At 43.7% G+C, this 15,810-nt stretch carries 13 protein-coding genes; 11 read left to right on the top strand and 2 right to left on the bottom strand.

The window, feature by feature from the left end:
• Positions 1–5: 5 nt before the first annotated feature.
• Both ruvA and NL930_RS05835 read right to left on the bottom strand, forming a co-directional pair.
• Complete coding sequence (gene ruvA, locus NL930_RS05830) at positions 6–563, bottom strand: Holliday junction branch migration protein RuvA (protein ID WP_039672572.1); 558 nt, start codon at positions 561–563, stop codon at positions 6–8.
• A complete protein-coding gene (locus NL930_RS05835) occupies positions 560–2,488 on the bottom strand; it encodes a flagellar assembly protein A (protein WP_254375974.1) in 1,929 nt (642 codons plus the stop codon). The genes ruvA and NL930_RS05835 overlap by 4 nt, the downstream gene beginning before the upstream one ends.
• A gap of 138 nt (positions 2,489–2,626) precedes the next feature.
• Here NL930_RS05835 and murJ point away from each other — a divergent pair, with 138 nt between their 5' ends.
• The 11 genes from murJ (at position 2,627) to NL930_RS05890 (ending at position 15,743) form a co-directional block, all read left to right on the top strand.
• Positions 2,627–4,036 (top strand): murein biosynthesis integral membrane protein MurJ, encoded by a 1,410-nt coding sequence (gene murJ, locus NL930_RS05840; protein ID WP_254375975.1) that lies wholly within the window; start codon positions 2,627–2,629, stop codon positions 4,034–4,036.
• A complete protein-coding gene (gene cysS / locus NL930_RS05845) occupies positions 4,023–5,429 on the top strand; it encodes a cysteine--tRNA ligase (protein ID WP_254375976.1) in 1,407 nt (468 codons plus the stop codon). Before murJ ends, cysS begins: the two co-directional genes overlap by 14 nt.
• Positions 5,411–7,144: an ABC transporter ATP-binding protein gene (locus NL930_RS05850; protein ID WP_373028048.1), complete on the top strand. Its 1,734-nt coding sequence runs from the start codon at positions 5,411–5,413 to the stop codon at positions 7,142–7,144. The genes cysS and NL930_RS05850 overlap by 19 nt, the downstream gene beginning before the upstream one ends.
• A 73-nt stretch (positions 7,145–7,217) precedes the next feature.
• Entirely contained in the window at positions 7,218–8,279 is a 1,062-nt protein-coding gene (locus NL930_RS05855; RefSeq protein WP_254375977.1) for a quinone-dependent dihydroorotate dehydrogenase, read from the top strand.
• A 48-nt stretch (positions 8,280–8,327) separates the two neighbouring features.
• Positions 8,328–9,587, top strand: coding sequence for a pitrilysin family protein (locus NL930_RS05860; protein WP_254375978.1), 1,260 nt, complete (start codon positions 8,328–8,330; stop codon positions 9,585–9,587).
• A 1-nt stretch (position 9,588) separates the two neighbouring features.
• Positions 9,589–10,482 (top strand): 4-hydroxy-tetrahydrodipicolinate synthase, encoded by an 894-nt coding sequence (gene dapA, locus NL930_RS05865; RefSeq protein WP_039672558.1) that lies wholly within the window; start codon positions 9,589–9,591, stop codon positions 10,480–10,482.
• On the top strand, positions 10,482–11,249 hold the full coding sequence (locus NL930_RS05870; RefSeq protein WP_254375979.1) for an enoyl-ACP reductase: 768 nt from the start codon (positions 10,482–10,484) through the stop codon (positions 11,247–11,249). The genes dapA and NL930_RS05870 overlap by 1 nt, the downstream gene beginning before the upstream one ends.
• Positions 11,246–11,788: a CDP-diacylglycerol--glycerol-3-phosphate 3-phosphatidyltransferase gene (pgsA, locus tag NL930_RS05875; protein WP_039672554.1), complete on the top strand. Its 543-nt coding sequence runs from the start codon at positions 11,246–11,248 to the stop codon at positions 11,786–11,788. Before NL930_RS05870 ends, pgsA begins: the two co-directional genes overlap by 4 nt.
• Positions 11,788–12,846, top strand: a complete 1,059-nt coding sequence (gene rseP, locus NL930_RS05880; protein ID WP_254375980.1) for an RIP metalloprotease RseP — start codon at positions 11,788–11,790, stop codon at positions 12,844–12,846. The genes pgsA and rseP overlap by 1 nt, the downstream gene beginning before the upstream one ends.
• Entirely contained in the window at positions 12,836–13,513 is a 678-nt protein-coding gene (locus NL930_RS05885; protein ID WP_254375981.1) for a YggS family pyridoxal phosphate-dependent enzyme, read from the top strand. The genes rseP and NL930_RS05885 overlap by 11 nt, the downstream gene beginning before the upstream one ends.
• A gap of 142 nt (positions 13,514–13,655) precedes the next feature.
• On the top strand, positions 13,656–15,743 hold the full coding sequence (locus NL930_RS05890; RefSeq protein WP_254375982.1) for a transporter substrate-binding domain-containing protein: 2,088 nt from the start codon (positions 13,656–13,658) through the stop codon (positions 15,741–15,743).
• Positions 15,744–15,810: the final 67 nt, after the last annotated feature.

Genomic DNA, 15,810 nt, shown 5'->3' on the forward strand with positions numbered 1-15,810 from the left:
TTCTTTTAACTAAGCTTGCGTAAAGCTTCTTTGATAAGTGTTTGCGTATCGCCGCTTGGAAGAGAACCTAAAGCTTTTTTGATCGCGTCTTTTTTAAAACCCAAACTTTCCAAAGCCATGGTTGCTTCCAACATACTGCCGCCGCTACTCTCCTCATCGGATAAGTGAAGCGAAAAGTCGCTTAATTCGACCAAAATACGTTTGGCACTTTTAGGCCCGATACCGGGAACTTTTTGAAACGCGTGAACGTTTTGACTGAGTAACGCTTGCGTAAAATCGTCCGGACTCAACGTTGAACAGACCGCAAGCGCGGTTGAGGGACCGATGCCGTTTAGTTTGATTAAGGTGTCAAAAACTTTTTTTTCGTTTTCATCGACGAAACCGTAAAGGCTATGTTGATCTTCGCGAATAATTTGCGTGACATGTAAGCTGATTGCGTCCGAGGTAATCTTACCGAGGCTAAACAACGAAATAAAGACTTTATACGTGATACCCGAAGCGATTTTGAGGTGCAGCGCGGTGATCTCTTTTTTGACAATTTTTCCTTCAATACCTACAATCATTTGCTGCTATACTCGCTTGAACGTATAATTTTTTGCTCGCCGTTACCTAAGTCTTTGAGCGTAATTTCGCGTGAAATTTCATGCTCTTTGGGGTTATACGTCACGTCTTTAGGCGGCGAAATCAGTTTAAATCTCACTTCGTTAAACTCTTTCCATGCGGAATGATTGATAATTTTAGCCGAAAAAACTTTGTTTTGTACTTTATTGAGGTCTTCACGAAACTCTTGAAGCTCTTCTTTTTTGTCTTTAAAGGTTTGCAAAACCGTATTGTAATCCAACACTTTTTCCTGAAAATCTTTAATTTTCGCAAAAAGCGTGACGGGAGGTTCGACGCCGTTTCGTTTCAACTCTAAAATTTTGTCTTTGACCATTTCCGCCATCGGTTTGTTCTTATCGATGTACTCTTTTTTGGCACTGAGTTGCCTTGGATATGCTTTGAGCTCTTCTTCAAGTTTTTCGATTTTACGATTGATCGAAGCAATCATTTCGTTAAACTCTTTAGTAACGCTCGGATCGATAATCAGCTTGTTATTATTGCCCTTGAGCTCTTGGATCTCAATCACTTCCGAGGCCGTAATCTTCCCGTTGGAGATGAGATTTTCGATTTTTACGATCTTGGCATTAATTTCGCCGCCGATCATCTGTTTGACATGTACCGTATCGGCGATAACTTTACCGCCTTCCAAACGATCGATCTGGACGTCTTGCCCGTTGGCTTCGCCTCGATGCACCGCGATGATGATTTTATCGGCTTCGATCACGGCACTTTGATGCGTCTGTCCGCCGATTTCGGCCAGTTTAGCTTTAATTTTGGCACCGCTTCCGATGTTGCCTTGAACGTGGACTTCGGAAGTCTCAACGCTCATACCAGCACCGATCGCGTCTTTTAAAATGTCTTTTTCTTTTATGTTTATCTTGATGTTCGAGTTAAGGTTGGTATCGATCGAGCCGGTTGAGCGAAAACTAATTTCATTGATTTCCATCTGATCTTGGATGTCGTAGCTACCTTTGTCGAAATTAACGTATCCGCCACGGTTTGCAATGTATTTGATGCCGGTTTCGTTCTCTTTTTTCGTAATGTTCGCCGAAACGACGATCGCCGTATCGTTGCTTCTTCTTGGTTCTTTGACGGGTAAAAAAGCACCTCGACAATTGCGTCCGGGCGTTCCGGGCTGAGGCTTAACGTATTCGATGATGCATTCGTCTTTTTCGACGGCCAAAACGTATCCGCGTTTAGAATAATCGACCTTACCGTCGGATGTCTTTGCATTCATCTTTTTTTTGTAATGAAAAATGAGATCGTCGTTGATACATGGGATTTCATCGACGCCTTGGCAAACGACAAACGAAACGTCTTGGTCTAAAAATCCGTTTACGCGAATATTCGCTACGAGTTTCTTAACCTCTTTGTACATGTTTTGATCGCGAATGCCGACCAAAATACCTGCTTTAATCTTTTTGGTTTGAATATCGTGGAGTATCATCTCTTCGAGTCTCGAACTATAGGTGACGTGATGGCTTTGCGATACTTTGGCGATAATTTTCGTCAAATTTTTATTGCCGCTTAAAGCGATTTCAGGAAGTTCGATCGTCTCTTGCGTCGGATCTATTTTAAAGATTTCGACGCGGTAATATTGTGAAATTTTGAGATTAGGATTGAGCAAAAACGTATCGTCTAAAAAAAGCTTCATCAGCTCTTCGGTCACTTCATTGTTTTCGCTTTTTTCGTCGCTGAAAAACGTTGTTACTTTGAGTAACTTAAATCCCAATTCCGCCGGCTTGACATGTTGGGCTAACGCAATGTTTTTCAGTTCCTTATGAACGTTGGTCGTATCGATGATGATGGATTTAAACTCCGACGTTTGGCGTTCGTTTAAAGCCGTTTCGTTTGAGCCAACCCCTTTAATTTTATCAAACAGTCCCAAAGTGTTTTCCTCATAATTCTCATAAACCAAAAGGCTTACTTTAGCCTAAATATCGGCACATTCAAAAAAAAATATAAGGGTATCTTAGCAAAAAATAGATAAAAAATTTGTTTAAACGATTTTTAGATAAAATTCGAAATGCTTATCAAATCATTTTTTACAAACAGTATCGGAACATTGGTTTCGAGAATTTTCGGATTCATCCGCGACATGCTGAGCGCTTCTATTTTAGGAGCCAATATTTACAGCGATATTTTCTTTGTTGCCTTTAAATTTCCCAACCTTTTTAGGCGAATTTTTGCCGAGGGTGCGTTTACGCAAAGCTTTATTCCCGTTTTTATCAAAACGACGCACAAATCGCTTTTTACGTATCGCATTTTTGTACGCTTTTTACTTTTCCTCGTCGTTTTTTCCCTTTTCGTAACACTCTTTAGCGAATTTTTTGCCAAAGTCATCGCGTTCGGGTTCGACGAGGAGACGGTTGCCCTGTCCGCTCCGTTCGTTGCGATCAATTTTTACTACCTTCCGCTGATTTTTATCGTGACGCTTTTAGGATCATTATTACAATACAAACACCGTTTCGCCGTAACGGCGTTTTCGACGGCATTGTTAAACATCGGTATGATCGCTGCGTTATTGTTGTTTCAAAATTGGGATCGTAAAACCATCGTATATGCCCTCAGTTACGGTGTTTTACTCGGCGGTGCTTTGCAGGTTTTGGCGCATGTAATCGCGCTTAAAAAAGAGAACCTGTGTAAACTCTTTCGTGCCGGTTTTGTGCATCGAAAACGAAACGATGCGGCACTTCAAGCGACGCAAACAAGCTTTAACCGCTCGTTCTTGCATTCGATCGTCGGAAACTCGACGCCCCAAATCGTCTCTTTCGTCGATACGACTTTGGCAAGTTTTTTAGTCACGGGGAGTATTAGTTACCTTTATTACGGTAACCGTATCTTTCAATTGCCCTTAGCCCTTTTTGCGATTGCTTTGACGACGGGTATTTTTCCGAAAATGACGCGATTGCTTAAAGCAAACGACGAAGCGGAAGCAACGCGGCTACTCTCGCAGGGCTTTTGGCTTTTGGCTTTTTTGCTGACGACGTCGACGCTCGGAGGTTGTATGTTAAGCCGAGAAATCGTTTGGCTTTTGTTTGAAAGAGGCTCGTTTTCAAGTCACGATGCGGAAGTCACTTCATGGGTTTTGGCGATGTACATGTTAGGCTTGATTCCCTTTGGGCTCTCCAAGCTCTTTTCGTTGTGGCTTTATGCGAGCATGCGGCAAAGAGAGGCGGCGGTAATCGCCATGTACGCGCTAGGTGCTAACCTTCTCTTCTCGTTTGCGCTGATTCAACCTATGGGGGCGGCAGGGCTTGCATTGGCGGGATCGTTATCGGCATGCGTGCTTCTGTCTTTAACGATTCGATCGTTCGGCACTCAAGCCTTTTTTGCTATACTGTACGATAAAAAATTAATCCTTTTAGCGCTCGTTCTCGTCGCGGAAGCGGTATTACTCTATTTTTTCAAGGAATTCTTACATGTACATTTTTGATTCGGCTCAAAAAAAGAAAGTTCTTTTCGAATCGATACGTCAGGGCGAAGCAAAACTATACGTTTGCGGTCCGACCGTTTACGACGATGCTCATTTGGGGCATGCCAGAAGCGCGGTTGCCTTCGATTTGTTGCGTCGCGTTTTGATCGCATCGGGGTATCGGGTCTGTTTCGTCAAAAACTTTACCGACATCGACGATAAAATTATCGCTAAAATGCACCAAAGCGGTCAATCGCTAGACGAGATCACCGCGTTTTACATCGAGCGTTACAAAGACGAAATGCGAGCTTTACATGTCGATGATGCCGACATCGAGCCTAAAGCGACCCAAACGATTCACGAGATCATCGCGTTTATCGAAACGATGCTTGCTAAAGGCGTTGCGTACGGCACGAGCGACGGCGTCTATTTCGATACGTCCAAAGATACGAAATACCTCTGCTTGAGCCATCGTAGCATGGAAGAAGAAACCGCTCTTGCAAGAGTTGAGACGAAAGAAGAGAAGAAAGACGCCAAAGATTTTGCTTTATGGAAATTTTCCAAAGCAAACGAGCCGAGCTACCCTGCACCTTTCGGCGCGGGACGTCCCGGATGGCATATCGAATGTTCGGCGATGATCGAGAAACATTTAGCCTATCGTGACGGTGCCTACCAGATCGATATTCACGCCGGCGGAGCCGATTTGCTCTTTCCTCACCATGAAAACGAAGCGGCACAAACCCGATGTAAAAGCGATCAGGAATTGGCAAAATACTGGATGCATAACGGCTTTGTTACCATTAACGGCGAGAAAATGAGCAAATCGCTCGGAAACAGTTTTTTTCTCAAAGACGCCTTGAAACACTACGACGGCGAAGTGCTTCGTTTTTATCTTTTATCGACGCATTATCGCGCTAATTTTAACTTTTCCGAAGAAGACCTCTTAATGAGCAAAAAACGTTTGGACAAAGTGTATCGATTGAAAAAACGCGTTTTTGACATCGCGAGGGAAGAGACGCCCGTTGAGCCTCTTTTTCGCGACCAGATGCTAGAGGCGTTGTGCGACGACCTGAATATCTCAAAAGCCTTGGCGATTTTAGATGAAACGATTTCGCGTTTTAACGATCAAATCGATCAAAATCCGAAAGATAAAGCTCTCAAACGTCAAGCACACGCCAATCTTCATTGGATAGAGTCGCTTTTGGGCATAGGACTTTACAATCCTTACATGTACTTTCAGCTCGGCGTTGACGATGCCGAAAAAGCTCACATCGAAGCATTGATCGAAGAACGCGCTCTTGCTAAAAAAGCCAAAGATTTTGCCAAAGCCGATGAGATTCGCGCTCTTTTGGAATCCAAACGGATTCAATTGATGGATACGCCAAACGGCACGCAATGGGAGAAGGTACTTTAATGGGCGGTATGAAAGTTATTTTTAAACGTTTTCAACCTTTTTTTAAAGATTATATCCCCTACTTTGTTTTGGTCGTCATCGGGATGATTCTCTCAAGCGGCGGAACCGCTTTTTCGGCCTATCTCGTGCAACCTTTGTTGGATAAAATTTTTATCGCAAAAGACCACGAAATGTTGGCGCGTTTACCTTACGTTATTATTCTCGTTTACGGTTTAAAAGAAGCAGGCAGGTATATGCAAGCGTACTATACCGCTTATATCGGGCAAGATTTAATTCGTCGATTCCGCGATTTGATGCTTCAAAATCTTTTACGCTTAGACTTGTCGTTTTTTCACGAATACCGAACGGGCGAACTGATCAGCCGCAATACGAACGATGTGGAACGCGTACGAACCGTTGTTTCCAACCTTGTCCCCGAGCTTTTAAAAGAGTCGTTTACGATTTTAGGGTTGATCGGCGTCGTGATTTATCAAAATTCGGAACTGGCATTTTATGCCTTGGTGATTATGCCCTTAGCGATTTATCCGCTCAGTCGCCTTTCTAAAAAAATGAAAAAGGTCTCACGTCAGTCGCAAGAAAAAGTTTCCGACATTACGGCAAAACTCAGTGAGATTTTCAACAATATCGAAATTATCCAAGCTAACAATGCGCAAGCGTACGAACATACTTTGTTTAAGAACGAGAACGAACGCTACTTTAAACTTACGATGAAAGCGACCAAAGTCAACGAGCTCGTCAGCCCCGTAATGGAAATTTTAGGCTCTATCGGCGTTGCGGTCGTCATTATCGTCGGCGGAAACGAAGTCATTCAAGGAGCTATGAGCGTAGGGGCTTTCTTCTCGTTCTTAGCGGCTCTTTTTATGCTTTATACGCCGATTAAAAAGATATCGGGTCTTTACAACAAAATGCAAGACGCCATTGTTGCCAGCGAGCGTATTTTCTTTTTATTGGACTTGGAACCGAGCGTGCAAAACGGCGGTTCGGCATTGCCTGAAAAAATCGAAACGATTCGGTTTGAAAACGTCTTTTTATCGTACGGCAATCAAGAAGCACTCAAAGGCGTCGATTTGGACGCCAAATCCGGAGAAATGGTCGCGCTCATCGGTAACAGCGGCGGCGGCAAAAGCTCTTTAATGAACCTTTTGATGCGCTTTTACGCTCCCTCAAGCGGAGATATTTTGCTCAACGAGCGTTCCCTCTCTTCCTTTGATTTGCACGCTTTACGCGAAAAAATCGGTATGGTGACGCAACGGGTTTATATCTTTCACGACACCGTTGCGGCGAACGTCGCTTACGGTAAAACGATCGAAGAAGAACGCGTCATCGAAGCTTTGAAAAAAGCCAATGCCTATGAGTTTATCCAAGATCTCGAACACGGTATCTATACCCATTTGGACGAATTCGGTACGAATCTTTCAGGCGGACAAAGACAACGTATTGCCATTGCCAGAGCCATTTATAAAAACCCTCAAATCTTAATTTTAGACGAAGCGACTTCGGCGTTGGATTCGCATAGCGAACAAAAAATAACCGAAGCAATCGAAAACCTCGTTAAAGATAAAATCACGTTCGTGATTGCCCATCGGCTCTCAACGATTAAAAAAGCCGATAAAATCGCTTTTTTAAAACAAGGACGCATCGTCGCGTTAGGCAGTGACGAAGAGTTGCAAAACAGTTCCGCCGAGTATGTTCAGCTGAAAAGTTTACAGTATTAAACGCGCCTTAAATCAACCATCTTTTATGTTCAATGGGGTATAATCGCGTACTTATATGCCAAGGAAACGAAAGATGTTTGATTATGCGACGATGAAAAAACTTATGTTCAATTTTTCCCCTGAAAATGCGCATCATATTGCAGAATTTTTCTTTAAAAACGGTGCCAAGTACGCTCCCTTTATACTCCCTCTTCTGGCGGAACGCTTTTTTGTTCACGACAAACGCTTGGAACAAAACCTTTTCGGTTGTACGTTTTTAAACCCTCTGGGATTGGGTGCGGGATTTGATAAAAACGCGACGATGATTAAAATGCTTACCGCCCTTGGATTCGGTTATATCGAATACGGTACGATTACTCCCAAACCCCAAAGCGGTAATGCCAAACCCAGACTGTTTCGTTTTGTCGAAGAAGAATCGATTCAAAATGCGATGGGCTTTAATAACGAAGGCATGGACGTGATCGCAAAACGTTTAGAATCGCTCTACCCTTTTGCGACACCTTTGGGTGCCAATATCGGTAAGAACAAAGTAACGCCGAGCGAGGACGCGCTCAAAGATTACGAGCAATTGATTCGTCAATTCGATCGTTTGAGCGACTATTTGGTCATCAATATCTCCTCACCCAATACTCCGGGCTTACGCGATTTGCAAAACGAAGCGTTTATCAAAGACCTTTTTGTCATGGCAAAATCGTTGACGAATAAACCCGTTTTACTCAAAATCGCTCCGGATTTGACGGTCAAAGATGCGATCGATTTGTGTTCGTGCGCCCTCGAAAACGGTGCGGCGGGTATCGTCGCGACCAATACGACGATCGATTATAGTCTGTTGAAAAACGCCAAAGATTTCGGCGGCATCAGCGGTAAAGTCCTGAGAGAAAAAAGCTTTGCTTTGTTTGAAGCTCTTGCCAAAGAATTTTTCGGCAAAACGACGTTGATTTCCGTCGGCGGTATCGACTCGGCGGAAGAAGCGTATCGAAGACTTAAAGCAGGCGCAAGCCTCATTCAGACGTACACGTCGTTTATTTTTAAAGGACCGAGCGTCAATAAAGAGATCAATTTAGGCATCTTGTCCCGTATGGAACACGAAGGATTTAGCCGTATCGGCGAATTGATAGGATCGGATAGGAGATGATACCGTATGAAAGCGTTAGGATTATTTTTACTTTTTTTAGGAGCATTAATGGCTAATTCGTTGCCGCAACATTTCACAAAAACTTTGGACAACGGTCTTCAAGTCGTCGTCATTCCCATGAACAATAAAAGCGACGTTATTACGACGGATATTTTTTACCGCGTCGGTAGCGGAAATGAAACAATGGGAAAAAGCGGTATCGCTCACATGTTGGAACATTTGAACTTTAAATCGACGAAAAATCTGAAAGCCGGAGAGTTTGACGAAGTCGTCAAAGGATTCGGCGGCGTTAATAACGCTTCCACGGGATTTGATTATACGCATTATTACATCAAAAGTTCATCGAAAAACCTCTCAAAATCGTTGGAATTATTTGCGGAGTTGATGCAAAATCTACGCCTCAGCGACGAAGAGTTTCAACCTGAACGTAACGTCGTTTTGGAAGAGCGTTTATGGCGAACCGACAATTCACCGATCGGGTATCTCTATTTTCGGCTTTTTAACAACGCATTTACGTATCATCCGTACCATTGGACGCCGATAGGATTTAAAGACGATATTAAAAACTGGACGATTGAAGACATTCGCAGTTTTCACTCTAAATATTATCAACCCGCAAACGCGATCGTGGTTGTCGCGGGCGATATTCATGCCAACGATGTTTTTAGCGAAGTCGAGAAGCAATTCGGCGGCATTAAAAACGATAGCGATCTTCCCGCACCGCACCATCAAGTCGAGCCCGTACAAGACGGGGCTAAGCGCATTATGATCAAAAAAGAGAGTGAAGTCGAAATGGTGGCGATCGCTTATAAGATTCCCGATTTTAAACACGAAGATCAGGCGGCACTTTCGGCTTTAAGCGAGCTTTTGAGTAGCGGAAAGAGCAGTAAATTGCAAAGGGTTTTGGTAGACGAAAAACAATGGGTCAACCAGATTTACGGCTATGCGATGGAAGCAAAAGATCCTTCCGTCTTTTTATTTTTAGCGGTATGCAATCCGGGCGTGAAAGCCGAAAGCGTCGAAGCGGAGATTTTAAAAATTATCGAAAGCCTTAAAAAAGGCGATATTAGCGATAAAGACGTTGAAAAGATCAAAATCAATACCAAAGCTGATTTTATTCATAATTTAGAAAGTTCAAGCGAATTGGCGACACTTTTCGGCTCGTATTACGCCAAAGGGGATATCGCTCCGCTTTTATCTTACGAAGAGCGTATCAATCGACTGAAAAAAGAGGATATTATAGGCGTTGTCAAAAAATATTTGGTTCCGCAAACATCAACGACGGTTATATTACGAAAGGAGTATTAAGATGCAACATGTTTTACAAGGTGCCATGACCGCACTCATTACCCCGTTTAAAAACGGAAAACTCGATGAAGTTCATTATGCAAAATTAATAGAAAGACAAATCAAAAACGGTATCGACGTCGTCGTGCCTGTCGGAACGACGGGAGAGAGCGCAACGCTTGATCACGAAGAGCATCGCCGCTGTATCGAAATTGCCGTAGACGTTTGTTCCAAAAGCGACGTCAAAGTTTTGGCGGGAGCCGGAAGCAATGCTACGCACGAAGCGATCGGTTTGGCAAAATTTGCCCAAGCGCACGGCGCACACGGTATTTTATCCGTGACACCTTATTACAATAAACCGACCCAAGAGGGTCTTTTTCAACATTACAAAGCCATCGCCGGTTCGGTGGATATTCCGGTGCTTTTGTACAATGTTCCCGGTCGTACCGGATGTGATTTATTGCCCGATACGATTTTTAGACTCTTTGATGCATGTCCGAATATTTTCGGAGTGAAAGAAGCGACCGGTTCGATCGATCGTTGCGTCGATTTGCTTGCACATCAGCCGAAACTTGCCGTTTTTAGCGGCGAAGACGCGATTAATTACCCGATACTTTCCAACGGCGGTTCGGGCGTTATTTCCGTAACGTCCAATATCTTGCCCGATCAAACGGCAAATTTGACGCATTTAGCGCTCAAAGGCGATTTTCACGGTGCTAAAGCGATTAACGATTCGCTTTACGAGATCAATAAAATTTTATTTTGCGAGAGCAACCCTATTCCGATTAAAGCGGCGATGTACATCGCAGGGCTTCTTGAAACCTTGGAATACCGTTTGCCTTTATGCGCTCCAAGCCACGAGAATATGAAAAAAATAGAAAATACCCTTAAAAAATATACGATTAAAGGATTTTGATGCGAGGTAAAACACTGGTCATTAGCGGCGGTACGCGCGGTATCGGCAAAGCAATCGTTTATGAATTTGCACGCGAGGGCGTCAATATCGCGTTTACATACAACTCAAATGAAGAACTAGCCAAAGAACAGGTCAACGATTTGGAAAAAACTTACGGCATTAAAGCCAGAGCGTTTGCTTTGAATATTTTAGAGCCGGAAACCTATAAAGACCTTTTCTTGGAGATCGATAAAGAGTTTGATCGCGTCGATTTTTTTATTTCCAATGCGATTATTTCCGGACGACCCGTCGTCGGCGGTTATACGAAATTTATGAAACTAAAACCCAAAGGTATCAATAATATCTTTACCGCAACCGTTAACGCGTTCGTCGTCGGTGCGCAAGAGGCCGCCAAACGTATGGAAAAAATCGGCGGCGGTAGCATCATTTCCCTCTCTTCGACGGGAAATCTCGTCTATATCGAAAATTATGCGGGTCACGGTACGGCAAAAGCGGCTGTCGAGACGATGGTGCGTTATGCGGCGGCGGAGCTTGGAGCTTTAGGCATTCGCGTCAATGCGGTCAGCGGAGGGCCTATCGAAACCGATGCTTTGCGTGCATTTACCAACTACGAAGAGGTACGCGACATTACGGCAAAACTTTCGCCTTTAGGACGCATGGGGCAACCCGAAGATTTGGCGGGTGCTTGCTTATTCCTTTGCTCCGATAAAGCGTCGTGGGTAACGGGACATACGTTGATTATCGACGGCGGTACGACGTTTAAATGATGAACTTACCCAACTTTTTGGCAAGTACGCGTATCGCGCTTGCCCCTTTAATGTTCATTTTGCTCGTCAATCGCGATTTAGCGTTATTCGAAGGCTTACATGTCAGTTGGCTGGACTATTTTGCGGCATTGATTTTCGTGATTGCGAGTGCGACCGATTTTTTCGACGGATACATTGCCCGTAATTGGAATCAAAAAACGCAACTGGGTGCTATTTTAGATCCGCTTGCCGATAAAATGCTGACCTTAGCGGCATTCTTAGGTTTGATGATGATCGATCGTGCCAATGCGTGGGCGATTTACTTAATCTTAACGCGTGAATTTTTCATTACGGGTCTTCGCGTCGCGGCAATCGGCGAGGGAAAAAATATCGCTGCATCGATGGCGGGTAAAGTCAAAACCGTTCTTCAAATGATCGCTATCGGCTTTTTAATGATGAATTGGCCTTTTGCCGAGCTCTTATTGTGGGCGGCCGTGGCGTTGACGCTCTATTCGGGATACGAATATATCATCGGTTATACGAAAAAAGGAACGCATTAATGGGGATCTTTGCGTCCGTTCTCGTTTTATCGTTTTTGATCTTTTTTCACGAACTCGGGCACTTTTTAGCGGCGCGTTTTTTTGGCGTACATGTTGAAGTTTTTAGCATCGGATTTGGCACAAAAGTCTTCAAAAAGATATTCGGCAAAACCGAATATTGCATCAGTCTGATTCCGCTTGGCGGATACGTGCAGATGAAAGGTCAAGACGATCGCGATCCGACCAAAGTCAGTTTTGATCCCGACAGTTACACGATCCAAGCACCGTGGAAGCGCATAATTATTCTTTTTGCCGGTCCTTTTGCCAACTTTTTACTGGCGTTTTTACTCTTTATCGCTACCGGCACGATGGGCATTACGAAGTTTTCGCCTATCGTCGGTCAGATCGGTGAAAACTCTCCCGCTCTGGTTTCCGGCATCATGACGAACGACCGTATCGTTTCGATTAACGATTCCATGATTCAGACGTGGGACGACGTGAGCCGTGCGATTCAAGCAAGCGAAGGCGCATTGCGCGTCAAAGTCGAACGAGAAGGATTGGTGCACACGCTGATGATCGAGCCGAAAATCAGCGCGTATCAAAATATGTTTAAAGAGACCAAATATAAAAAAATGATCGGTATCGCGCCTAGCACTCAAACGATGAACGTTCGTTACGCAGGAAGCGAACTGCTTGCTTTTGCATGGGATCAGACCGTGCAATCGACGACGTTGATCGTTAAAGGATTGGAAAAATTTATTGTCGGAGAAGTTCCGATGAAAGAACTTGGCGGTGTAATCACCATAGTTAAAGTTACTTCCGAAGCAAGTGATGCGGGGCTAGTGGTGCTTTTAGGCTTAACGGCATTAATTTCCGTCAATTTAGGCGTTCTCAATCTCTTACCGATTCCGGCACTGGACGGCGGACACATAATGTTCAATTTCTATGAGCTTGTAACGAAACGCGTACCGAGCGAACGCGTTTTGGCGACGATGACGACGGCAGGATGGATGGTGCTTTTAAGCTTGATGGCTTTGAGCCTTTTTAACGATATTTACAGGTTAACCAATGGAAACTAAAGATTTTGTAACGACCTTAGACGACATTTTGACGCGTGTGGAAAAAGCGCGCTTACAGATTAGCGAACATCACATCGTCAAAATCGTAGCGGCGAGCAAAAGTGCCGATACGGCGATGATCGAAGCGATGTATCATGCGGGACAGCGAAGTTTCGGTGAAAATAAAGTTCAAGATATGAGCGACAAAGTCCATGCCCTCTCCTCTCTTCCGTTGGAATGGCACTTTATCGGACGTTTACAAACCAATAAAATCAACCAACTTATCGACCTTGATCCTTTTTTAATGCACTCTTTAAGCTCGATCGAACTTGCGCAAGAGCTAGACAAACGCTTACATGTCAAAGGTAAAACGATGAATGTTTTACTTCAAATCAATAGTGCATACGAAGCGCAAAAAGCAGGCGTGATGCCCGAAGCCGCGCTTGAAGCGTACGAGCAAATCAGCCTTACATGTCAGAATCTTCGCCTCAAAGGCGTTATGAGTATCGGCGCGCACACCGAAGAGCGAAACATCGTTCAAAAGAGTTTTGAGACGACCTATAAACTATTTGAGTCTCTCCAAAAACATGGAGCAAAGTACTGTTCGATGGGTATGAGCGGTGATTTTGAATTGGCGATTGCCTGCGGTGCTAATATGATTCGTTTGGGCAGTATTTTATTTAAATAAGATTCTTCCCTATAGGGGTAATGTTTACGTTAAAAAAAACGTTACCTTTTTAATTGCCGGTGCCTATTTTTCTTCTTTTTTCTAAACGCATCATACCGATTTACGTTATAATAAACGCAACCTTACCATTCGGCGGTTTGAAATGCGTTTTTTAGTATTTTCTCTACTGCTTTTTTCTTTATACGTCCATGCAAGCGAAGTCGCGTTAAGCCAAGAAGAACAACGTTATATTGAGGCTCATCCGATCGTTCGCGTTCACAATGAAATGGATTGGGCACCTTTCAATTTCTACGAAGACGGACGTGCACAAGGTCTTTCGATTGACGTGATGAATCTCATTGCCCAAAAAGTCGGCTTAAAAGTGGCGTATATTACGGGATATTCATGGAATGAATTTTTGACCATGATGCAAGAAAACCGTCTCGACGTCATGCTTAACATCGTGAAAAACGACGATCGCGAAAACTACCTTCTGTTTACGACACCCTACCAATCGGTCGCCCATTGCGTCGTCGTGCGTAACGACGCTCCTTGGAAAATCGAAACGATTCACGATATTCTCGATAAAAATATCGCTATAGAAGAAGGGTTTTTTAACCATCATTATTTAAAAGAACATTATCCAAACACGCGCTTAACGCTCAAAAAAGATACCTTATCGACGTTGCAAAGTATCGCTTATAACGAAACCGATTTAACCGTAGGTTTGGTTCCGGTAGAAACGTATATGATTAAGCGTTACGGGCTGAGTAACCTTAAAGTGATCGGCATTTCCGACGAAGAGCTTTTTGCGCCCAAAGATTTGCGCATCGCGACGTCTATCCACAATCCTATTTTGATCGGTATTCTTCAAAAAGGTTTGGATGCGATCGATCAGGAAGAGCGCAACCGTATCGTCAATCTTTGGGTCAATACGAACGTCGAAAAAATTATGAATTGGAATTTGCTATTTAAAATTCTGTTTTTCTTTTTATTGATTTTAGCAGGAACGCTTTTTTGGACATGGCGTGTCAAGCGGATTCAAAAAGAGCTCGCCGATTCTAATTTTTTAATGCACAATCTCTTAAACGCCATCCCCAATCCTCTTTTTTACAAAGATGCAAACGGTGTTTTTTTAGGATTTAACCAAGCATACGAAGAGGCTTTCGGTATCGATTCTACACGTTTTATCGGGAAAACCGTTTTAGAATTAGACTACTTACCGCCGGAAGATCGCCTAAAATACCATCAAGAGGATATGCGCGTCATTCAACACACACTTTCGTTAAAGCGTGAACAGGATATGGTTTTTCACGACGGAGCCGTGCACCATACGCTCTATTCAGTAAACGGTTTTAAAACCTTAAAGGGAAAACCGGGCGGATTAATCGGCATTTTTGCCGATATTTCGCATCAAAAAAAGATTCAGCACGAACTTGAAATTTCCCGTCACGAAGTCGAAGAGAGTCATAAAGCGATGAAAGATTCGATTGAATATGCCTCCTTGATCCAGCACTCTTTACTGCCGAACCATACGCTTTTACACCGTTTTTTTTCCGATTATTGCTTGCTTTGGCAACCCAAAGACATCGTCGGCGGCGATATTTATTTTATGGAAGAGTTTGACGACGGCAACACCTTGCTCGTGATGATGATGGATTGCACCGGTCACGGCGTTGCGGGAGCTTTTGTGACCATGCTCGTCAAAGCCGTCGAACGACAGATTATCGCTACGATCCGTCATCAACACGAACGCATCAGTCCGGCCAAAATCCTCGGTATTTTCAATCAAAGTATCAAGCATCTTTTAAATCAACACGATGCCACGGCCATCAATAATGCGGGGTTTGACGGTGCCGTTCTTCTTTACGACAAAATCAATGCACGCATCACGTTTGCCGGTGCATGTTTACCGCTTTTTTGCCTTCAAGCCGACGGTACGCTGAGCATCCTTCAAGGCGATAAGCACTCCGTAGGCTACAAACAGTCGCAAACCGAATACGTTTTCCGCGAACACGTACTATCCGTCGAACAAGGCATGCGTTTTTATATCACAAGTGACGGTTTTTGGGATCAAAACGGCGGCGAAAAAGGCTTTCCTTTCGGTAAAAGTAGATTTATAGACTTGCTCAAACAGCACTATCAAGAGCCGTTTGCCGATCAAGAAGAAATTTTTATTAAGACCTTGCATGCGTATCAGGGAAGTGAAATACGAAGCGACGATATTATGCTTATCGGCTTGAAAATCTAATCCATCGAACAGAGAAAAAACGGCAACATTTTAAACACGATCTTCATCAAAAGCAAAAAGGAGCGTC

It is taken from the genome of Sulfurospirillum sp. hDNRA2 (assembly GCF_024206095.2).
Lineage (GTDB): Bacteria > Campylobacterota > Campylobacteria > Campylobacterales > Sulfurospirillaceae > Sulfurospirillum.

Coding starts and splice junctions, on each gene's coding strand:
- rseP (WP_254375980.1), top strand. CDS start 11,788: ATGGGGATCTTTGCGTCCGTTCTCGTTTTATCGTTTTTGATCTTTTTT.
- NL930_RS05885 (WP_254375981.1), top strand. CDS start 12,836: ATGGAAACTAAAGATTTTGTAACGACCTTAGACGACATTTTGACGCGT.
- NL930_RS05855 (WP_254375977.1), top strand. CDS start 7,218: ATGTTTGATTATGCGACGATGAAAAAACTTATGTTCAATTTTTCCCCT.
- murJ (WP_254375975.1), top strand. CDS start 2,627: ATGCTTATCAAATCATTTTTTACAAACAGTATCGGAACATTGGTTTCG.
- dapA (WP_039672558.1), top strand. CDS start 9,589: ATGCAACATGTTTTACAAGGTGCCATGACCGCACTCATTACCCCGTTT.
- NL930_RS05850 (WP_373028048.1), top strand. CDS start 5,411: ATGGGAGAAGGTACTTTAATGGGCGGTATGAAAGTTATTTTTAAACGT.
- ruvA (WP_039672572.1), bottom strand. CDS start 563: ATGATTGTAGGTATTGAAGGAAAAATTGTCAAAAAAGAGATCACCGCG.
- NL930_RS05870 (WP_254375979.1), top strand. CDS start 10,482: ATGCGAGGTAAAACACTGGTCATTAGCGGCGGTACGCGCGGTATCGGC.
- NL930_RS05860 (WP_254375978.1), top strand. CDS start 8,328: ATGGCTAATTCGTTGCCGCAACATTTCACAAAAACTTTGGACAACGGT.
- cysS (WP_254375976.1), top strand. CDS start 4,023: ATGTACATTTTTGATTCGGCTCAAAAAAAGAAAGTTCTTTTCGAATCG.
- pgsA (WP_039672554.1), top strand. CDS start 11,246: ATGATGAACTTACCCAACTTTTTGGCAAGTACGCGTATCGCGCTTGCC.
- NL930_RS05890 (WP_254375982.1), top strand. CDS start 13,656: ATGCGTTTTTTAGTATTTTCTCTACTGCTTTTTTCTTTATACGTCCAT.